This window comes from Actinophytocola sp. KF-1, assembly GCF_054661535.1.
In genome coordinates, this window is record NZ_BAAFVK010000008.1 from 383553 (window position 1) to 402365 (window position 18813).

Here is an 18813-nt window from a genome sequence, read left to right on the forward strand (position 1 = left end):
CGGACCGGTGCCGCGCGGTTAGTGTTCGCCCATGCCCCCGACAGCACCGACCCGGCGCGTCGCGGGCATACGTGCCGCGGCGCTGGTGGCCTGGGCGGCCGGACTGCTCGTCGTGCTCGCGCAGATCGTCTACTCGATGACCGAGCCGGGGCAGCGGCTGCCGACGACGGTGATCGCGGTGGTGGCGTTCGCGGTCGCGTCGGTGTGCGACGCGACCGCCAGGTCCGGGCCGGGGACCGCGGCCCGGCTCGTGCTCGTCGCGGGCGGTGGCGGGTTGCTCGCCGAGACCGTCGGCGTGCACACGGGATTCCCGTTCGGCGAGTACCGCTACACCGGCACGCTCGGCGTCGAGGTGCTCGGCGTGCCCGCGCTGGTCCCGCTCGCGTGGATCATGATGGCGTGGCCCGCCCTCCTGGCCGGGCGTGCGCTCGCCGGACCGGCCTCGCCGTGGGCCGTCGTCGCGGTCGGCGCGTGGGCGCTCGCGTCGTGGGACGTGTTCCTCGACCCGCAGATGGTCGACGCCGGGCACTGGGTCTGGGCGCACCCGTCGCCGGGGTTGCCCGGGGTGGCCGACGTGCCGCTCACCAACTTCGCCGGGTGGCTGCTCGTCGCGGTGCTGATGGTGCTGTTCCTGCACCGCGGCACGCCCGCCGCGCCGCGCCGCGCCGAACTCGACCCGCGCCGGGGGCCCGCGCCGCTGCTGTACCTGTGGACCTACGGGTCGTCGGTGTGGGCGCACGCGGCGTTCTTCGACCGGCCGTGGGTGTCCCTCGTCGCCGGGATCCTCATGGGGCTGGTCGCGGTGCCGTTCGCGGTGGTGCTGTGGCGGACCTACCGGTGAGCGGTCCGGTCGTGCGGGCCGCGGCCGCCGCCGCCGTCCTGTCCGCCTGCCACGCGGTCGTCAACGCGCGCCTCATGCGCGTGCCACCCGCCGACCCGCCCGAGGTCGCCGAACCGGTCTCGGTGTGCCTGCCCGTCCGCGACGAGGCCCACCGGGTCACACCCGCGATCCGCTCGCTGCTCGCCCAGCGCGGGGTCCCGGACATGGAGGTCGTGGTGCTCGACGACGGCTCCACCGACGGCACCGCCGACGTCGTGCGCGACGCGGCGGGCGGCGACCGGCGCCTGCGCGTGGTCGACGGTGACCCGCCACCGCCGGGACTGCCCGGCAAACCGCACGCCTGCGCCCGGCTCGCCGAGGAGGCGCGCGGCAGCGTGCTGGTGTTCGTGGACGCCGACGTCGTGCTGGCGCCGCACGCGGTCGCCGCCGCCGTCGCCCTGCTCCGCGGCCTCGGCCTCGACGCCGTGTCGCCGTTCCCGCGGCAGCTCGCCGACGACCTGCCCACGCGGCTGGTGCAGCCGCTGCTGCAGTGGTCCTGGCTGGTGTTCCTGCCGCTGCGGCTCGCCGAGCGGTCACCGCGCCCGTCGCTGTCGGCGGCCAACGGGCAGTTCCTCGTGCTCGACCGCGCCGCGCTCGACCGCGCGGGTGGTTTCGCGGCCGTGGCCACCGCCGTGCTCGACGACATCGCGCTCATGCGGGCGGTCAAACGCGCGGGCGGGCGCGGGGTCGTCGTGGACGGCAGCACCGTCGCCACCTGCCGGATGTACGCGGGGTGGCCGGAGGTCCGGGACGGCTACACCAAGTCGCTGTGGTCGGTCGCGGGCAGCCCGGTCGCGGCGGCGGCACTCGCGCTCGGCCTGGTGTGGCTCTACGTGCTGCCGCCCGCCGCCGCGCTGGCCGGGTCGCGCGCGGGCCTCGTCGGCTACGCCGCCGGGGTCGCCGGGCGGGTCGTGGCGGCCCGGCACACCGGCGGGCGTGCCTGGCCGGACGCGCTGGCCCACCCGGTCTCGGTCGGCGTCCTGCTGGCGCTGCTGCGGCGGTCGTGGCGCGCACGCAGGACCGGACGGCTGACGTGGAAGGGCCGGTCGCTGCGGGGGAGCGCCTGACGTGGCCGACGTCGTCGTCATCGGCGCGGGTGTCGGCGGGCTCGCCGCGGCCGCCCGGCTCGCCGCGCTCGGGCATGGCGTGACCGTCGTCGAGCAGGCCGGGACGCACGGCGGGAAGCTCGGCGCCCTGCGCCGCGACGGCTACACCTTCGACACCGGGCCGTCGCTGCTCACCCTGCCCGGCGTGTTCCGCGACCTGTTCGCGGCGACCGGCGCCCCGCTCGACGACGTGGTCGAGATCGTGCCCGTGGACCCGGTGTGCCACTACCGGTTCGCGGACGGCACCGAGGTCGACCTGCCCCACGCGGAGGACCGGGTGCCCGCCGCGCTCGCCGCGGCGTTCGGGGACCGGGCCGCGCGGGAGTGGCAGGCGCTCATGGCCGACGCGGCCCGCCTGTGGGACCTGGTGGGGGAGCCGGTGCTGCAGCGCCCGCTCGGCGGCGTCCGCGACCTGGTGCGGCGGTCGGCGAGCGTGCGGGACCTGCTGGCGATCGCGCCGTGGCGCACGCTGCGGTCGCTGGGGCGGCGCAGGCTGACCGACCCGCGGCTGCGTGTGCTGCTCGACCGCTACGCCACCTACAGCGGGTCGGACCCGCGCAGGCTGCCCGCGTTGATGAGCGTGGTCCCGTTCGTCGAGCAGCGGTTCGGCGGCTGGTACGTGCGCGGCGGGCTCCGGGTGCTCGCCGACGCGCTCGCAGGCCGGTGCCGCGCGCTCGGCGTCCGGTTCCGCTTCGGCACCGCCGTGGCGGGGATCGACCGCGGCGCGGCCGGGGTGACCGGCGTGCGCCTCGCGGACGGGACGCGGCTCGCGGCGGGCCTCGTGGTGTCCGACGTGGACGCCGAACACCTGTACCGCGACCTGCTGACCGGACCTGCGGCCCGGCGTCCGCTGCGGGCGCTGCGCCGGGTGCAGCCGTCGCTGTCGGGGTTCGTGCTGCTGCTCGCCCTGCGCGGGCGGACTCCGGAGCCGCGCCACCACCGGGTGCTGTTCCCCGCCGACTACGACGCCGAGTTCGACGCCATCTTCGGCGCCGCGCCGCGGCCCGTGCCGGACCCGGCGGTGTACGTCTGCTCCCCGGCCGACCCCGCGGTGGCGCCCGACGGCGACGAGGCGTGGTTCGTGCTCGTGAACGCGCCCCGCCACGGCCCGGTCGACTGGACCGCGCCGGGGCTCGCCGAGGACTACGCGGACCGCGTGCTGGCGGTCATGGCCGACCGCGGGCTGGACGTGCGGGACCGGGTCCGGTGGCGCGAGGTCCGCACCCCGGCCGACTGGGCGCGCGACACCGGGTCGGTCGGCGGCTCGATCTACGGCTCGTCCTCCAACGGACCGCGCGCCGCGCTGCTGCGGCCCGGCAACCAGGGACCGGTGCCCGGCCTGTACCTGGTGGGCGGCTCCGCGCACCCCGGCGGCGGGCTGCCGCTCGTGGCGATGTCAGCCGCCATCGTCGCCGGGCTGGTGGGCCCGGCCTGACCCCGCGGGGTCCACCCACGGTCGCCCGGCCAGCTCCGCGCGGATCCCCGCCGTCAGCTGGACGAACCCCACCGCGGCGACCACACCCCAGACCGCCGCCGAGACCGCGCCCCACGACCAGCCCGGTCCCGGCGTGCCCGACGGGAACGTCCCCGCCCCCGCGCACGCGACCGCCACGACGATGATCCGCGTGGGCCGCTCGGCCACGGTCACCGAACCGGCCGACCCCATGCCCGCGCCCTGGGCCCTGGCCCGCGCGTACTCGTGCAGCAGCACCGCGGCACCCAGCGCCGCGGCCGCCCAGCCGGGCGCGCCGAGCACCAGGAGCACCGCCGCGAGGCACAGGTCAGCGACCCGGTCGGCCACCGCGTCGACGACCGCGCCGAGCGGCCGGGCTCGTCCCGTGCGCAGCGCCACCGCGCCGTCGAGCCCGTCCAGCACCCCGGTCGCGACCACCGCCACCAGCGCCGCCAGCGGCCACCGCCCGCCGAGCGCGGCGAGCCCGGCCGCGCCGGCCGCGACCACGACCCCCGCCGCCGACAGCACGTCCGGCGGCACGCGCTCGACCCGGCGGGCGAGCCGGTGCACGAACCGGAGCCACCCGACGACGACGCGGCTGCCGGAGACGTCCTCGCCGTGCAGCCGCGACCAGCCCGCCACCGGGTCGTGCGCCTGCCGCTCGTCGTCGGTCACGTGCCAACGCTATGCGGCCGGGTCGCGCTCCGCCCTCCGGACGGCGTCACACGTCGGGGCCGGGTGAGACCGGCCGTGCGGGGTATCCCGGCGGCATGCCCAGCCCCGGTGCGACGACCCGTGCTGTGGCCAGGCACGTCCGCGACGCCCTGCGGGGCCGTGACCTCGCGCTGTGGGCGGCGGGACTGACCTTCTACGGGATGGTCGCCGTGGTCCCCGTGTTGCTGCTGGCACTGCGGGGCGCGGCGGCCCTGTTCGGCGACGGGCTCGTCCTCGACGGGGCCCGGCTGCTCGGCCGGTCGCTGCCCGGCGCGCACGACGCCACCCCGGCGCTGACGGCACTCGCCGGCAAGGCCGTCACCGCGGGCTGGCCGCTGCTGGTCGCCATGCTCCTGCCCGCGAGCCTGTACGGCGAGGGGCTGCGGCGCGGCCTCATCGCGGTCACGGGCAGGCCGGTCCGCGGGCCCGACGGCTGGGCAGGGCGCCTGCGGTTCGTGCCCGTGCTCGTCGCGGCGCCGCTGCTCGTGGCGTTCCCGCTCGCGTTCGCACCGGTCGTCGCGCCCCTGTACGCGGCGGGCGGGTGGGCCACCGTGCTCGGGGTGGTGCTGTCGTTCCACCTGGACCTGCTGCCGATGTGGCTGGTGGTCGGCTTCGTGCTCGCGGCGACCGGGCCCGCGGTCCTCCCGGCCCGCGCCGCCGTGGCCGCCGGGTTCGCCCTCGGCGCGGTGCTCACCGGCTTCCTGCACGGCTTCGTGCTGTTCCTGGCGATCCCGGTCGACTGGAGCATCCCGTTCGGCGGGCTGCCGTTCGTCGGCGACGTCGTCGCGCTCGGCCTGTGGCTGTTCGGGCTGCACGTCGTGCTGCTCGCCGGGTACCGCGTCGCCGTCAGCGCCCACACCGTCCACTCGCGGAGAGGAACTCCCCATGGCCCTGTTCGACCGGCTGATCGCGCGGTGGCCGGATGACGTGCCCGTGCGCCCGCTCGACCAGCAGGACTGGCCGGCGCAGGAGCCTGCCTTCGCCGCCGCGAAGCCCGCGGTGATCGAGGCCGCCGCCAAACGCGCGGCGGCCCGCCCGTCCGGCAACTGGTTCGTCCTCGCGGCGAGCACCGACATCCGCGGCGACCGTCCCTTCGGCACCGCGGTCGGAGGCCAGGAGCTCGTCGCGTGGCGGAGCGCCGACGGCGGCCTCGTGGTGGGGTCCGGCGTCTGCCCGCACCTCGGCGCGCCGCTCGCGCTCGGCCGCGTCGACTGCGGCACGCTGCGCTGCCGGTGGCACGGACTGCCGCTCGACGCGACGGGCGGTCCCGGCTGGCGCCCGCTGCCCGCCCACGACGACGGGGTGCTCGCGTGGGTGCGGCTCGACGCCCTCGGCGGGGAACCACCGCTGCCCACTCCCGTGCTCGGGGCCCGGCCGGACCCCGAGCAGAGCGTCGCCGCCGTCGCCACCCTCACCGGCGTGTGCGAACCGGACGACGTGGTCGCCAACCGCCTCGACCCGTGGCACGGCGCGTGGTTCCACCCGTACTCGTTCACCCGGCTCACCGTGGTGTCCGCGCCCGCCGCGGACACCGGCGTGGCCGACGGCGACGACCGGTTCGTCGTCGACGTGACGTTCCGCGTCGCGCCCCGCCTCGGCGTCCCGGTGCGCGCGGAGTTCACGTGCCCGGAGCCCAGGACGGTGGTCATGCGCATCACCGACGGTGAGGGCCGGGACAGCGTCGTCGAGACGCACGCGACCCCGCGCGGACCCGGGCCCGACGGGTGGCCGAGGACCGCGGTGGTCGAGGCGACCATCGCCACGTCGCGGCGCCCCGGGTTCGCGCACGCGCAGCGGGTCGCGCCGCTGCTGCGCCCGTTGATGCGCCGGGCCGCCGCCCGCCTGTGGCGCGACGACCTCGCCTACGCGGAACGCCGCTACGCGTTGCGTTCCGCGCGCTGATCCGGCCGGGTGGCGAGGAACGTGTGCTCGATCCCGCGCTGCCACCCGGGCACCGTCGCGAACCGCACCCGGTCGAAACCCGCGGCGGCGACCCGGTTCGCGAACGCCTGCGCGTCGTCGAACTCCGCGACGCTGCGCCACAGGTGCCGGTAGAGGCCGGTGCCGCCGCGGTGCACCACGGCGAGCGGGATCACGATGCCCCAGCACACCGCGTGCCACTTCGCCCGCGTGACACCGTCCGCCCCGGCCACGTAGTCGTGCACCACCAGCGTGCCGCCCGGCCGCAGCAGGTCCAGCAGCGCGCGCAGCTGCCCGTCCGGGTCGGTGAGGTTGCGGAACAGGTACGCGGCGAAGACCGCGTCGAACGGCCCGGTCACCCCCGCGGCCGCCAGGTCCTCGACGCCGCTGTGCACGAACCGCACGCCGGGCGGCCACCGCTTCGCCCGCGCCCGGTCCAGCATCGCGCCCGCCGCGTCGACCCCGACGACCTCCGCGTGCGGCGCCACCGACAGCACCGCCGCGGTCGACGCGCCCGTGCCGCACCCGGCGTCCAGGACCCGCTGCTCGGTGCCGGTGAGACCGCGCTCCGCGGACAGCCGCAGGTGCTCGTGGTAGCCGGGGTTGCGGTCGACGAGCAGGTCGTAGGCGGGCGCGCCCGCGTCGAACGCGGACGCGAGGTCCGCGTCCCGCAGCCGGTTCACGCCGCCTGTCCTTCGTGCACGGCGCGGGCGCACCGGCGCGACCACCACGCCCGCGCGAACGCCGGCGCGGCGACCCGCAGCTTGCGGCCGGTGCTGACGGCCGCGCGCCCCGCGAACACGTCGTGCTCCATCGCCTCGACGCGGCGCAGGATGCCCGAGTACAACGCGAACGCGGTCGCGACGCACGGCCGGGACTCCGGGCGCAGCATGGGGATCCCGCGCGCCGCCTCCCGGTAGACCGCCCACGTCCGCGCGACCTGGTCGGCCACGGCCGCGCGCACGACGGCGTCCGCCGCGCCCCGCGCCCGGCACCACACCAGCCGCTCGCGGTCCACACCGGCCGCCGCGAGCTCGTCCGCGGGCAGGTACACCCGGCCCCGGTCGAGGTCCTCCGCCACGTCCCGCAGGAAGTTGGTGAGCTGGAACGCCTCGCCGAGCAGGGCCGCGGGCCGCTCGGCCGCCGCCCGGTCGGTCACGGTGCCCAGCACGGGCAGCATCTGCAGCCCGATCACCCGCGCGGAGCCGTAGGTGTAGGTCTCCAGGTCCGCCCGGGTCGCGTAGTCGCGGACGTCGAGGTCCATCCGCATCGACGTGAGGAACGCCGAGAACAGCCCGGGGTCGATGTCGTAGCGGCGGACGGTGTGGACGAGCGCGCGCACCACCGGCTCGTGGTCGCCGTCCCCACCTGCCAGCCCGGCGGACAGCAGCTGCCCGGCGCGGTCGAGGTGCGCGGCCACGACCTCGGGTGCCGCGTCCGGCCCCGGCTCGTCCACCAGGTCGTCGACCCACCGCGCGAACCCGTAGAGGGCGTGCACGGCGGGCCGCTGGTGCGGGGCGAGCAACCGGGTGGCGAGGAAGTACGTGCGGCCGTGCACGGCGTTGAGCACGCGGCAGCGCAGGTAGGCGGTGCGCAGAGCCGGGTCGGTGATCCCGGCGGCGTCGAGTTCGCGGTGGCTCATCGGGCACCCACCAGTGTCCTCTTCTGCGCGGTCGCGCCGGTGATCCGGTCGGCGGCGAGCCGGCCGGAGATCAGGGCCGTCGGCACGCCGACGCCGGGGACCGTGCCGGCCCCGGCGAGCACCACGTTGCCGGTCGAGCGGGGGAAGTTGCCCGGCCGGAACGGGCCGGTCTGGGCGAGGGAGTGCGCGTAGCTGAACGGGGTGCCCGCGGCGAGCCCGGCCCGCGCCCAGTCGGCGGGGGTGGTCGTGTGCAGCACCTCGGCCGAGGACGTCAGCCCGGGCAGCAGCCTGCGTTCGGTCTCGGCGAGGACCTGCTCGGCGTAGGCGGGGCCGACGGTGTCCCAGTCGATCCGGCCACGCGCCAGGTTGGGCACCGGGGCCAGCACGGACAGCAGGTCGCGGCCCTCCGGCGCGAGCGCCGGGTCGGTCGCCGTCGGGCGCGTGACCAGCAGCGACGGGTCGGTCATGGTGCGGCCGCGGTCGATCAGCTCCCGGAACGTCTCGCGCCACGCCGCGCCGAAGCTGAGTACGTGGTGCCCGGTGTCGGCGCCCGAGGGGAGGCCGAGGTGCACGACGAACGCCGACGGCGCCGCGCGCAGCGGCAGCGGTCGCAGCGGCGCGCGGCCGAGCAGCCGGTACGCGACGTGCGGCTCGGTGGTGAGCACGACCGCGTCGCAGGGGAACCGGTCGCCGCGGTCGGTCACCACGGCGGTCACCCGCCGCCCCCGCCGCTCCAGCGCCGTGACGGCCGCGCCGAACTCGAACCGCACGCCCGCGTCGCGTGCCGCCGCGGTGAGCGTGTCCGGCAGGGCGCGCACCCCGCCGCGCGGGAAGAACACCCCGGCGACGGTGTCCATGTAGGAGATGACGCCGTACACGGCGAGCGCGCGCTGCGGGGCGACGCCCGCGTAGAGCGACTGGAAGCTGAACACGCGCCGCAGCCGTTCGTCGCGCAGGAAACGCCCCACCTGCCTGCCGAGGCTGTCGAAGCCGCCCATGGCGACCAGGCGCGCGAGCTGGGGCGTCAGGAGCGACAGGGGCGAGTCGGTGTTCGCGGCGATGAACCGGTCGTACTCCGCGCGGTAGAGCCGGGTCAGCCACTCCCGCAGGCGCAGGTACCGCACCGCCTCGCCGGCGCCCGCGAAGTCGCGGACCGCGTCGGTCATCGCGTCGACGTCGCTGTGCACGGCGAGCCTGCTGCCGTCCGCGAACCGCGCGTCGTACACGGGCGCGAGGCGGCACAGCTCCATCCGGCCGCCGATCGAGTCGCCGACGGCGTTGAGCGTCTCCTCGACGATGTCCGGCATGGTGAGCACCGTCGGCCCGGTGTCCAGCCGGTACCCGCCGACGTCGAGCCTGCCCGCCCGGCCGCCCGGCACCGGCTCCCGTTCCACGACCACCACCTCCCGCCCCTGGCCCGCCAGGTGCAGGGCCGCCGCCAGCCCCGACAGCCCGGCGCCGACGACGACCACGCGGTCGGTCCGTCCTCGTACGGTTCGCACGACGCCTCCTAGGAGTTCCGGTTGCCGCACAGGTCGGCGAGGTGGGCGAGGCGCTGCCGGGATTCGTCGGGCAGCACCGCGTTCGCGAGCGCGCTCATGCCCTCGCGCAGCCGCTGTTCGATCAACCGCTCGGCCTGTTCCCCGGCCCCGGTCGCCGCGATCACCGCCAGGTAGCTGTCCACATCGGACTGCTCGAGCGCGGGCAGCCGGGCGAGACGGGCGAGTTCCCCCCGCTGCGCGCTGTCGGCCCGCTCCCGCGCGAGGACCAGCACGGTGGTCGCCTTGCGCGCCAGCAGGTCCTCGCCCACCGGCTTGCCGGTGCGGTCGGGGGTGCCGAACAGGCCGAGCAGGTCGTCGCGCAGCTGGAACGCCTCGCCGACCGCGGCGCCGTACTGGCCGAGCGCGCCGAGCAGCGCCGGGGTGGCGCCCGCGAGCTCCGCCCCCAGTTCGAGCGGGCCGCGGACGGTGTAGTCCCCGGACTTCGCCCTGGCCACCGCCCGCACGTCGGCGAGGGCGGGCCTGCGGCGGGCGTCGTTCACGAGGTCGCGGAGCTGGCCGACCGCGAGGTCGCTGCGCATCCGGTCGTAGCGGGGGAGCGCCCGCGCCAGCGCCGCGTCGCCGACCCCGCTCTCGCGCAGCATCTGCTCCGCCCACACCAGGCACAGGTCGCCCGCGAGCACCGCGGCCGACTCGCCGAACCGCGACGGCGAACCGGTGAGGCCCTGCTCGCGGTGCCAGTCCGCGAAGACCACGTGCGCGGCGGGCCCGCCGCGCCGCAGCGGGGACTCGTCCATCACGTCGTCCTGCAGCAACGCGAAGCAGTGCAACAGTTCCAGGCTGCCCGCGGCGCGCACCGCGGCGGGGGTCGGCGCCGCCACGCACGACCAGCCTGCGAGCGCGAACGCCGAGCGCACGTACTTCCCACCCGCCACGAAGCGCACCAGGACGTCGGCGAGCAGCCGCGTCTCCGGCGCCGGACCGAGGTGGTCCCGGCAGCGGTCGGCGACGAAGCGGCTGACCGCCTCGGCGACCGCGGCGCGTGTGCCGGCCCGCCATTCCCTGCTGCTGTCAGGTGAGCTCGCCATTCGAACGGCCATGGTCACGGGCGCTCCCCTACGACTGCGTCGGTTGTGCGTCGATTGCGCAGTAGTCGGGTACCCCCGCCGGACCGCCTCAACCACCGCGCTCCTCGCCGCGCCCGGCCGGTCGCGGACCCGTAGATTGACGGCCGTGGTGGTCCCAGCGAGCTCGCGCGGCGATGTCGCCGACGTCGTCGTCGTCGGCTCGGGGCCGGCGGGCTGGGCGATCGCGGACCACTGCGCCCGCAACGCACTGGACACCGTGCTCGTGGCGCCCGCGCCGACCGCCCCCTGGCCGGCGACCTACGGCGTGTGGACCACCCAGACCGGTGCGCTGCCGCCCGGCTCGGCCGTCGTCCGGGCCCGGCGGGTGCTGGCCGGCGACCGGGTGCTGGACCGCGAGTACGCCATCCTCGACAACGAGGCCGTGCAGGGCGCGTACGTCGCCCAGCCGGTGCGGACCGTGGCGGGCGCGGTGACCGGGGTGACGCACGGGACGGACCGCGCCGTCGTCGAGCTGGCGGCGGGGGAGCGGTTGCCGTGCAGGCTGGTCGTCGACGCGTCGGGGCGGCAGCGGGTGCTCTCCGGCGGTCCGCGGCGCGGCACCCGGCCCGAGCAGACCGCGTACGGCATGGTCTTCCCCTCGGCCGTCGCCGAGCCGGTGGTGGGGGCGCGCGAGGCCGTGTTCATGCGCTGGGACCGGGACAGCCGCGACGACCCGACGTTCCTCTACGCCGTGCCGCTGCCGGGTGACCGGGTGCTGATCGAGGAGACCTCGCTCGTCCGCAGACCCGGGCTCGCGCTGACCGAGCTGAAACGGCGGCTCCTGCACCGCCTCGCGCACGCCGGCATCCCGGCCGACGCGGCCACGGGCACCGAGCACGTGCGGTTCGCGATGGACGCACCACGTCCCGCCACGCACGACGCGGACGTCTCCTTCGGCGTCGCCGCGGGCATGATGCACCCCGCGACCGGCTACAGCGTCGGCGAGGCGCTCACCGCGGCGCCCGGCCTGGCCAGGGCGATCGCGGACGCGCTGCCACGCGGGCGTGCGGAGGCGCGGCGGGCGGCGCGGGCGCAGCTGTGGCCCTACCGCGCGCGGGTCGTGCGCAGCCTGCGGATGTGGGGACAGCGGACGTTGCTGACGCTCTCGCCTGCGCAGGTGCCCGAGTTCTTCGACACGTTCTTCGCCATCCCCGGGCACCTGCAGGACGCGTACCTGTGCCGCCGCGACGACCTCCCCGGCACGATCGCCGCGATGGCGGCCGTGCACCGCGCCGCGCCCGCCCGCCTGCGCGCAGCCATGCGCGCGGGCGCGCTGCCGCGCCGTGTCGCGGGTGCGCGCTGATCGCAGGGGTGTACCGGCAGGGCATCCCTCGCGGCGCGGTCCGGCAGTACCGTCGAGGTCATGAGCAGCAAGGCCAACCGGGCGGAGGTGCGTGAGTTCCTGGTCTCACGCCGGGCGAAGCTGACGCCGTCGGACGTCGGCCTGCCCGAGGCCGGGAGGCGGCGGGTGCCCGGCCTGCGCCGCGGCGAGGTGGCCGTCCTCGCCGGGGTCAGCATCGAGTACTACGCCAAGCTCGAACGCGGCGACATCGCGGGCGCGTCGTCGTCCGTGCTCCAGGCGATCGCCCAGGCCCTGCGGCTCGACGACACCGAGCGGGCGCACCTGTTCGACCTGGCCCGCGCGGCCGACGGCATCCCCGCCTCGGGGCGCAGGCGCCGCAGGGCGGCCGCACAGAGCGCGTCGCGGCCCAGCCTGCGGTGGGCGCTGGACGCCTTCACCGACGGCATCGCGTTCGTGCGCGACGCCCGGCAGGACATGCTGGCCACCAACGCGCTCGGCCGGGTGTTCTACTCACCGCTCATCGGCGACGGCGGCCGCGTCCCGAACCTGGCCCGGTTCCAGTTCCTCGACCCGGCCGCCCGCGACTTCTACCCCGACTGGGACCTGTTCGCGCACATGTGCGTCGGCATCATGCGTGCCGAGGCCGGGCGCGACCCGCACGACCGCGGCCTGCAGGACCTCGTCGGCGAGCTGTCCACCCAGAGCGCGACGTTCCGCACGCTGTGGGGCGCCCACGACGTCCGCACCCACGGCACCGGCACGAAACGGTTCCACCACCCCGACGTCGGCGAGCTCGTCCTCGCCTACGAGGAGCTCGCCGTCACCGCCGAACCCGGCCTCGTCGTCATGCTCTACACCGCGGCACCCGGCTCGCCGTCGGCGGAGAAACTGCGGCTCCTCGCCGCGCTCGCCGCGGACCAGGTGCCCTACCACGCCTGACCGCCCGCGGACGTGACGCCGGCCAGGAGCCCGCCGACGTACCAAGGGATGACCCCGGATGGCGCAGCCCGGTCCGGGCGATTGACACACGAGCCCGCCGATCGGACAAGAGCGATTGACTGCGGTAGCCGGTCGGGTACTGTGCGTCCTCGGCATCGCGGGCCCTCGACCCGCCGGACCTCGAACTCCGCGGAGGACGCAGCGTGACGTCCCTGGTTGGACTGACGGCCGACCCCGATCTGGCACGCCGCTACCGGAGCAACGGCTGGTGGCGGGACACGACCTTCCTCGACGACCTGGCCGAGTCGGCACGACTGCGTCCCGCCGCGCCCGTGATGGTCAACGGGCGGACCACCGACGGCACCGTGCGCGTGGTGACCTACCGCGAGTTCGACCAGGCGGTCCGGCGCATGACGGGTGGTCTCCTCGACCTCGGCGTGCGCGCGGGCGACGTGGTCGCCTTCCAGCTCCCCGACTGGTGGGAGACGGCCGCGTTGCTGCTGGCGTGCATGCGGGCAGGCGCGGTCGCGCAGCCGATCGTGCCGCAGCTGCGGGCGCGGGAGATCGAGCGGGTGCTGGCCAGGACGGGCGCGCGGGTGTGCGTCACCGTCGACAGCTGGGCCGGGTACGGGCACGCCCGCGCCATCGCCGAGATGGCGCCCCGGTTGCCGGAGCTGCGGCACCGGGTCGTGCACGGCGACGCGGGCGAGACCGGCGCGCTGGACTTCCACGCGTGCTTCGTCGACCGGCCGGACCCGGACCTGTCCGCGTTGCCGCCGGTGGACCCGGACCGGCCGTCGGTGGTGCTGTTCACCTCAGGCAGCACCGGTGAGCGCAAGGGCGTGCTGCACACGTGCAACACGATCTACGCGGGCACGAGCGGGTTCATGGCCGAGGCGGTGCGCGGGCCGGCCGCGGACCGCGCGGCGACCACGATGCGGGTGAGCCACATCGCGTGCCCGCTGTGGGCGGTGTTCGGCGTCCTGCTGACCGGCGGCGCGGGCGTGTTCCAGGACGGCGCCGACCCCGGCGTGATGCTCGACCTGATGGCGCGGGCGGAGGCGACCCGCCTGCTGACCTCCGCGCCCAGCCTGGCCGCGCTGATCGCCGCGCAGCGTGAGCGGCCCCGCGACCTGACGTCGCTGCACACCGTCATGGCAGGCGGCACCACCGTGCCACCCGGCATGGTGCCGCTGGTGCGGGAGACGTTCGGGGTGCCGCTGCGCGCCGTGTGGGGCATGACCGAGAACGTCGTGGGCACGGCGGTGCGCGCCGACGACCCGCACGACTGGTCGGCGCACAGCGACGGCAGCGCGCTGCCCGGCCTGGAGGTGCGGGTGGTGACCCCGGACGGCGAGGGCACCACCGGGGCGCTGCAGGTGCGCGGCGCGTCGATGTGCGTCGGCACGATCACCGGCGGCATCGCGACCGTCACGACCACCGGCACCGGCCACGGCGACTGGTTCGACACCGGCGACATCGCCCGCCCGGACGGCCGGGGTGGCATCCGCATCGAGGGCCGCGTCGCCGACCGCGTCTACGACCGGCACGCCGAGGTCATGATCCCCGTCCGGGACGTGGAGGAGGAGCTGCAGCAGCACCCGGGCGTCAAGGACGTGGCGATCATCGGCTGCACGGACGGCACGCACGACCAGGTGTGCGCGGTCGTGGTCCCCGGCGGCGAGCCCCTGACCATCGACGACCTGCGCGACCACCTGCGCGGCAGCGGCATGACCGAGGCGTACTACCCGGACCGCCTGGAACTGGTCGACGAACTGCCCCGCGACCCGATGGGCAAGCTCCGCAAGTACGAGCTACGCGCGATGTTCGACCGGTCGCACCAGGGGGAGTGAACCCGGTCAGTGCGATCTCCGCGACCGGCAGGTCCGCCCGCCTCCAGGAGCGGCTCCCGGTGTGAGCGCGGCTCACGCGCCCAGCCGGTCCGCCATGTCGCTGAGGATGGCCGCGAGCCGCTCCGGATCCGGCGGGTCCCCGGCCTGTGCCAGGACGCTGCGCCGCGACGCGACGAACAACGCGCCCCGGTACTCCCCGGCGTCCTGGTCGCGTGCCGCGATCACCCGCGGCCGCCGCGCAGCAGCACGAGCACCGGGTCCTCGTCGTCCGACGCCAGCAGCCGCCGCACGTCGTCGGTGTCCACCGTGCTCACCGGGCACCGTCCTTCGCCGTCAGGGCGCGGATGCGCCGCACCACGGCGACGACCAGGCCGCCCGCCAGTACCCACGGTCCCGCCACGATGATCGGGTCGAGCAGGTGGTGGCGGGTGTCGGCGCGGTTCTTCCCGTACCGCGACGCGACGCCGTGCCGGGAGAACTCGCTCGTCACCCCGGTCTCGGTGACCGGGTTGTCCGGGCGTGCCGTCAGGAACGAGCGCAGGTGGCTCTCCCACGCGTCGACCCGGTCGGCGGCCAGGAGCAGCAACCAGTGCGCGGCACGCCCCTCGCTGTACCTGCGGTAGGAGAGCCTGCGCAGCGCACCGGAGACGCCCCGCGGCGGGCACGAGGTGCCGAAGACCGGGGTCAGGAACTCGTGCTCGATCGACCGCTCCCGCGGCCACTTCTCGGGCTGGCGTGCCGGGAAGTCCCAGTGCGCGCCGGTGCGGTCCGCCTGCCACCGCAGCTTCGGCACCGACGGGCGGTCGTTCGGGTCCAGGTCCGCGCCCCAGCCCGGGATGCGGGCCCGGAGCTGGTCGCTCGACTCGGTGAGCGGCGGGCGGTCCGAGGTGTAGGCCATGGGTGTTCCTTCCCTCATCCGTTCGGGACGATGACGGGCTTGATGCAGCCGTCCAGCTTCGCGGAGAAGATGTGGTACCCCTCCGCGATGTGCTCGAGCGGGATGCGGTGGGTGACGATGTCGCTCGGCTTCAGGTAGCCGTTGCGGATGTGCTCGAACAGCCGCGGCCACTGCCGTTTGACGGGGCACTGGTTCATCCGCAGCGTGAGGCCCTTGTTGAGCGCGTCGCCGAACTTGACGGCGCTGAACATCGGGCCGTACGCGCCCATCACCGAGACCGTGCCGCCCTTGCGGACCGAGTCGATCGCCCAGTTGAGCGCCACCGGTGAACCGCCCTGCAGCTTCAGCTTGGCCGCGGTCACGTGCTGCAGGAGGTTGCCGTCCGCCTCCGCGCCCACCGCGTCGATCGCGACGTCGGCGCCGAGGTGGCCGGTGATCCTCTTCATGTGCACGACGATGTCGTCGTACTCGGTGAAGTTCAGGGTCTCGGCGTGGGCGAAGGATCGTGCCTTCGCCAGCCGGTACTCCAGGTGGTCGACGACGATGACCCGGCCCGCCCCCATCAACCACGCCGACTTCGCGGCGAACAACCCGACCGGCCCGGCGCCGAAGACGACCACCACGTCGCCCTCGACGATGTCCCCGAGCTGGGCGCCGAAGTAGCCCGTGGCGAGCGCGTCGGTGAGCAGCAGGGCGTCCTCGTCGTCCATCCACCCGGGGATCACGGCCGGGCCAACGTCGGCGAACGGCACCCGCACGTACTCGGCCTGGCCGCCGTCGTACCCGCCGCACGTGTGCGAGTACCCGTAGATGCCGCCGACGGCGGTGGCGTTCGGGTTGACGTTGTGGCAGTTCGAGTACAGGCCCCGGGCGCAGAACCAGCACGTCCCGCAGAACACGTTGAACGGCACCATGACGCGGTCCCCGGGACGCAGGTCGCGCACGTCGGGACCGACCTCGTCGACCACCCCGATGAACTCGTGCCCGAACGTCATGCCGACCCGGGTGTCGGGCATCATCCCGTGGTACAGGTGCAGGTCCGACCCGCAGATGGCCGCCATCGTGACCCGGACGATCGCGTCGCCCGGGTGTTCGAGCGCCGGCCGGTCCTTCTCCTCGACCCGGACCTTGTACGGTCCGCGGTACACCATCGCGCGCACAGCGCCTCCTCCGGGCAGTCGTCGGCGGGTGCTCGGATCGGCGAGCCTGCGGTCGCGACGGCGGGCCACCCGCGGTTGGGCGGGGTACCCGCCGCGTCCCCGCGTAACCTGCGGACCTTCCACTCCGCGGGCGCGGGATCCGCGCGGTGGCCGTCCGGGGTTTCCGGCACGTGCCCGGGGGTATCTGGTCCGTCCGGACCGCTTCGGGCGCTCGACGAACGAGCAACGACGACCGGTGGACCAGGACAGCTGCGCGGATCCGTGGTGGTGTACCGGCACCGCCCGGACGACCAGGATCGTTCCGCATCGGTGTGGTGGTCGGGTCGATGACCGCCACCTGTGGGTCGGCGTTCGCCTGTCCCGGCACGCGCGGAGCGCCCGGGACCGAGCCGCCCGGTGTCCGTCGGCAGTGGCGGTGTAGCCGGCGCCGGACCGGGTAGCCAGCGGGCGTGGCGAACGTGACCAGCGTGGCAGACCGGATCCGGCGGAACGGGCGGCGGCTCCGGCAGCGGTACTCGGGAAAGCAGGACCGGCCGCTGCTCGCGTACTCGGTAGTGCTCGGCGGCTACACGGGACTCGTCGGCCTGGCGAGCGCGGTCGGGCGGGCCCGCGGTGTCCGGTTGCCTGCGCGGTTCGGTGTGCAGGACACCGTGCTCGTGTGCCTCGCCACGCACAAGGCGAGCCGGTTGATCAGCAAGGAATCGGTGACGAGCCCGCTGCGGGCGCCGTTCACCACCTACCGGGAGCCGGCCGGCGAGGCGGAGGTCAACGAGTCCGCCCGCGGCCACGGCGCCCGGCACACGATCGGCGAGCTGCTCACGTGCCCGTTCTGCCTCGGCGTGTGGATCGCCGGCGGGCTCACCGCGGGCCTGGTGTTCGCACCGAAGGTGACGCGGTTGGTCAGCACCGCCCTGACGGCGATCGCGGTCTCCGACATGCTGCAGATCCTCTACGACAGCGCGAAGAAATCCGTGTGAGGGGTGCGCCCTCGGGCACTTCGGCGCACCCCGGACGCCACCCGGTTCTTCCACGACGAGGACCACGCGCGGCAGGAGCGAGGCGTGGCTCAGGCACCTGGTGACCAGCGTGCGCGCCGGTGCCTGCGCGGGCCACGCGTTGCACCGGTGGCGACCCCGCCTACGCCGAGGCCTTCGCGCACGAGCTGGGGCGATGCCACCCGTTCGCGCCGTTCATCGGCGGCCGGTCCCGCCCCGTCTCGCGAGCGGGTTCGTCCGCACGCCCTCATGACCCGGCCTGCGCGGCGGCGGGCCGGGGCGTCGTCGCCCGCACCACGTCGTCGGGCTTCTGCCAGCGGAACATCCCGGCGCCCTGTGCGTAGGACAGGTGCCCGCCGAGCGCCCCGCCGGCACTGAGCACGGTGAGCCCGAGCGCGCTCAGGACCGTGCCCCGCCGGTGGGCACCCCGGGCGCGGCTGACGTAGGAGCCGGTGAACAGCGCCGCGGCGACGGTGTTCGTCATCGCGTGCACGACGCCGACGCGGCGCTGCCGCTCGTCGAGGTCGGCGTAGTCGGCGAGGCCCAGCAGCGCGGTGGGCGCGGTCGCGGCGAGCCCGAGGCCGGTCAGCTTCCGCGCCGCGTCCTGGGTGCCGGGCGCCATGTCGAGCACCGCGGTGCCGACGAAGGCCCCGATGGGCACGGTCACCATCAGCGGGTGCAACGGGTGCCCGAGCCACTTGCCGCGCAGGGCCGCGTTCGTCCTGGTCGTGCGGAGCGCCGTGCGCACGGCACCGGCGACCGCCGCGGCGGCGCCGTCCAGGCCGCGCAGGTCTTCGAACCGTCGTAGCAGGTTGTGCAGGTCCATACCGGCCGGTTACCCGCTCCGCGCCGGTTCACCGCACGTCAGCCGCCGGATCGGCCGATGAGGCGCTCGAGCAGCCGCGGATCGCCCGGCCAGGCCTCGAGCAGCACCTCGCGCGGGACGCTGCGGGCGGCGTAGCGCAGCACGATGACGACCACGACGATGTCGTCGAGGGGACCGATGACCGGCAGGAACTCCGGGATCAGGTCGATCGGGGACAGGACCCAGACGGCGGCGATGGCCACGGCGACCTTGGCGCGGCGGGGGACGCGCGGGTCGCGGCGCAGGCGGCGCGCGGCGGTGACGCAGTCGGGGAGGAAGCGGGCGAGGTCGCGGGCCAGGCCGGGTGGCAGCCGCGCGGCCAGCACGACCAGCACCACCCACGACGCGAGGACGACGCCGGCCGCGATGAGGATCGCCTGGAGCCAGCCGGGCATCAGCGCTCACCCACGTGTTCGGCGGTGCGACGACGTGCCGGCGCACCTGTCACACCCTGAACGT

19 protein-coding genes are annotated in these 18813 nt (G+C 75.7%); 9 read left to right on the forward strand and 10 right to left on the reverse strand.

Annotated features, from left to right (window positions below):
- Positions 1-31 precede the first annotated feature (31 nt).
- Genes ACYQ77_RS25730 through ACYQ77_RS25740 form a run of 3 tightly spaced genes read left to right on the forward strand, consistent with a single transcriptional unit; the run spans position 32 to position 3421 of the window.
- On the forward strand, positions 32-841 hold the full coding sequence (locus tag ACYQ77_RS25730; protein ID WP_459715615.1) for a carotenoid biosynthesis protein: 810 nt from the start codon (positions 32-34) through the stop codon (positions 839-841).
- Positions 838-1947: a glycosyltransferase family 2 protein gene (locus ACYQ77_RS25735; RefSeq protein WP_459715618.1), complete on the forward strand. Its 1110-nt coding sequence runs from the start codon at positions 838-840 to the stop codon at positions 1945-1947. The genes ACYQ77_RS25730 and ACYQ77_RS25735 overlap by 4 nt, the downstream gene beginning before the upstream one ends.
- A gap of 1 nt (position 1948) precedes the next feature.
- Positions 1949-3421 (forward strand): phytoene desaturase family protein, encoded by a 1473-nt coding sequence (locus ACYQ77_RS25740; RefSeq protein ID WP_459715621.1) that lies wholly within the window; start codon positions 1949-1951, stop codon positions 3419-3421.
- Here ACYQ77_RS25740 and ACYQ77_RS25745 read toward each other — a convergent pair.
- Complete coding sequence (locus tag ACYQ77_RS25745; protein WP_459715624.1) at positions 3383-4114, reverse strand: CDP-alcohol phosphatidyltransferase family protein; 732 nt, start codon at positions 4112-4114, stop codon at positions 3383-3385. The genes ACYQ77_RS25740 and ACYQ77_RS25745 overlap by 39 nt on opposite strands.
- A gap of 95 nt (positions 4115-4209) precedes the next feature.
- Between ACYQ77_RS25745 and ACYQ77_RS25750 the strand changes: the two genes are divergently transcribed.
- Positions 4210-5079, forward strand: coding sequence for a YhjD/YihY/BrkB family envelope integrity protein (locus ACYQ77_RS25750; RefSeq protein ID WP_459715626.1), 870 nt, complete (start codon positions 4210-4212; stop codon positions 5077-5079).
- The gene (locus tag ACYQ77_RS25755) at positions 5039-6055 is read left to right on the forward strand and encodes a DUF5914 domain-containing protein (RefSeq protein ID WP_459715629.1); all 1017 of its coding nucleotides are present in this window, start codon (positions 5039-5041) and stop codon (positions 6053-6055) included. Before ACYQ77_RS25750 ends, ACYQ77_RS25755 begins: the two co-directional genes overlap by 41 nt.
- Here ACYQ77_RS25755 and ACYQ77_RS25760 read toward each other — a convergent pair.
- Genes ACYQ77_RS25760 through ACYQ77_RS25775 form a run of 4 tightly spaced genes read right to left on the reverse strand, consistent with a single transcriptional unit; the run spans position 6031 to position 10302 of the window.
- Positions 6031-6756, reverse strand: coding sequence for a class I SAM-dependent methyltransferase (locus ACYQ77_RS25760; RefSeq protein WP_459715631.1), 726 nt, complete (start codon positions 6754-6756; stop codon positions 6031-6033). The genes ACYQ77_RS25755 and ACYQ77_RS25760 overlap by 25 nt on opposite strands.
- A complete protein-coding gene (locus tag ACYQ77_RS25765) occupies positions 6753-7715 on the reverse strand; it encodes a phytoene/squalene synthase family protein (RefSeq protein WP_459715634.1) in 963 nt (320 codons plus the stop codon). Before ACYQ77_RS25765 ends, ACYQ77_RS25760 begins: the two co-directional genes overlap by 4 nt.
- Entirely contained in the window at positions 7712-9217 is a 1506-nt protein-coding gene (gene crtI / locus ACYQ77_RS25770; protein ID WP_459715637.1) for a phytoene desaturase family protein, read from the reverse strand. Before crtI ends, ACYQ77_RS25765 begins: the two co-directional genes overlap by 4 nt.
- 8 nt (positions 9218-9225) lie before the next feature.
- Complete coding sequence (locus tag ACYQ77_RS25775) at positions 9226-10302, reverse strand: polyprenyl synthetase family protein (RefSeq protein WP_459715639.1); 1077 nt, start codon at positions 10300-10302, stop codon at positions 9226-9228.
- Between the two features lie 145 nt (positions 10303-10447).
- Between ACYQ77_RS25775 and ACYQ77_RS25780 the strand changes: the two genes are divergently transcribed.
- The 3 genes from ACYQ77_RS25780 to ACYQ77_RS25790 all read left to right on the forward strand — a co-directional run bounded on the left by ACYQ77_RS25780 (position 10448) and on the right by ACYQ77_RS25790 (position 14436).
- Positions 10448-11644 (forward strand): lycopene cyclase family protein, encoded by a 1197-nt coding sequence (locus ACYQ77_RS25780; protein ID WP_459715641.1) that lies wholly within the window; start codon positions 10448-10450, stop codon positions 11642-11644.
- Between the two features lie 60 nt (positions 11645-11704).
- Positions 11705-12583, forward strand: coding sequence for a helix-turn-helix transcriptional regulator (locus ACYQ77_RS25785; protein ID WP_459715643.1), 879 nt, complete (start codon positions 11705-11707; stop codon positions 12581-12583).
- Positions 12584-12786: 203 nt separating this feature from the next.
- Positions 12787-14436: an AMP-binding protein gene (locus ACYQ77_RS25790; protein WP_459715646.1), complete on the forward strand. Its 1650-nt coding sequence runs from the start codon at positions 12787-12789 to the stop codon at positions 14434-14436.
- 72 nt (positions 14437-14508) lie between these two features.
- Here ACYQ77_RS25790 and ACYQ77_RS25795 read toward each other — a convergent pair whose 3' ends face one another.
- The 3 genes from ACYQ77_RS25795 to ACYQ77_RS25805 form a co-directional block, all read right to left on the reverse strand.
- Positions 14509-14661 carry a hypothetical protein gene (locus tag ACYQ77_RS25795; protein ID WP_459715649.1) on the reverse strand — a complete coding sequence of 51 codons (153 nt, stop codon included), beginning with the start codon at positions 14659-14661 and terminating at the stop codon, positions 14509-14511.
- Positions 14662-14746: 85 nt separating this feature from the next.
- On the reverse strand, positions 14747-15334 hold the full coding sequence (locus ACYQ77_RS25800; RefSeq protein ID WP_459715651.1) for a hypothetical protein: 588 nt from the start codon (positions 15332-15334) through the stop codon (positions 14747-14749).
- A gap of 14 nt (positions 15335-15348) precedes the next feature.
- Positions 15349-16485, reverse strand: a complete 1137-nt coding sequence (locus ACYQ77_RS25805; protein ID WP_459715813.1) for a zinc-dependent alcohol dehydrogenase — start codon at positions 16483-16485, stop codon at positions 15349-15351.
- Between the two features lie 476 nt (positions 16486-16961).
- On the opposite strand from ACYQ77_RS25805, the gene ACYQ77_RS25810 reads away from it, so the two are divergent.
- Complete coding sequence (locus ACYQ77_RS25810) at positions 16962-17471, forward strand: DUF1360 domain-containing protein (RefSeq protein ID WP_459715654.1); 510 nt, start codon at positions 16962-16964, stop codon at positions 17469-17471.
- A 265-nt stretch (positions 17472-17736) separates the two neighbouring features.
- On the opposite strand, the gene ACYQ77_RS25815 is transcribed toward ACYQ77_RS25810, so the two are convergent.
- Complete coding sequence (locus ACYQ77_RS25815) at positions 17737-18315, reverse strand: DUF2231 domain-containing protein (RefSeq protein ID WP_459715657.1); 579 nt, start codon at positions 18313-18315, stop codon at positions 17737-17739.
- 38 nt (positions 18316-18353) lie between these two features.
- Entirely contained in the window at positions 18354-18749 is a 396-nt protein-coding gene (locus ACYQ77_RS25820; protein WP_459715659.1) for a YkvA family protein, read from the reverse strand.
- Between the last annotated feature and the right edge of the window lie 64 nt (positions 18750-18813).

What these genes read in the sequence shown, in the direction of transcription:
- ACYQ77_RS25730 (WP_459715615.1), top strand. Translation starts at nt 32, where the DNA reads ATGCCCCCGACAGCACCGACCCGGCGCGTCGCGGGCATACGTGCCGCG.
- ACYQ77_RS25750 (WP_459715626.1), top strand. Translation starts at nt 4,210, where the DNA reads ATGCCCAGCCCCGGTGCGACGACCCGTGCTGTGGCCAGGCACGTCCGC.
- ACYQ77_RS25755 (WP_459715629.1), top strand. Translation starts at nt 5,039, where the DNA reads ATGGCCCTGTTCGACCGGCTGATCGCGCGGTGGCCGGATGACGTGCCC.
- ACYQ77_RS25765 (WP_459715634.1), bottom strand. Translation starts at nt 7,715, where the DNA reads ATGAGCCACCGCGAACTCGACGCCGCCGGGATCACCGACCCGGCTCTG.
- ACYQ77_RS25775 (WP_459715639.1), bottom strand. Translation starts at nt 10,302, where the DNA reads ATGGCGAGCTCACCTGACAGCAGCAGGGAATGGCGGGCCGGCACACGC.
- ACYQ77_RS25785 (WP_459715643.1), top strand. Translation starts at nt 11,705, where the DNA reads ATGAGCAGCAAGGCCAACCGGGCGGAGGTGCGTGAGTTCCTGGTCTCA.
- ACYQ77_RS25800 (WP_459715651.1), bottom strand. Translation starts at nt 15,334, where the DNA reads ATGGCCTACACCTCGGACCGCCCGCCGCTCACCGAGTCGAGCGACCAG.
- ACYQ77_RS25805 (WP_459715813.1), bottom strand. Translation starts at nt 16,485, where the DNA reads ATGGTGTACCGCGGACCGTACAAGGTCCGGGTCGAGGAGAAGGACCGG.
- ACYQ77_RS25815 (WP_459715657.1), bottom strand. Translation starts at nt 18,315, where the DNA reads ATGGACCTGCACAACCTGCTACGACGGTTCGAAGACCTGCGCGGCCTG.
- ACYQ77_RS25820 (WP_459715659.1), bottom strand. Translation starts at nt 18,749, where the DNA reads ATGCCCGGCTGGCTCCAGGCGATCCTCATCGCGGCCGGCGTCGTCCTC.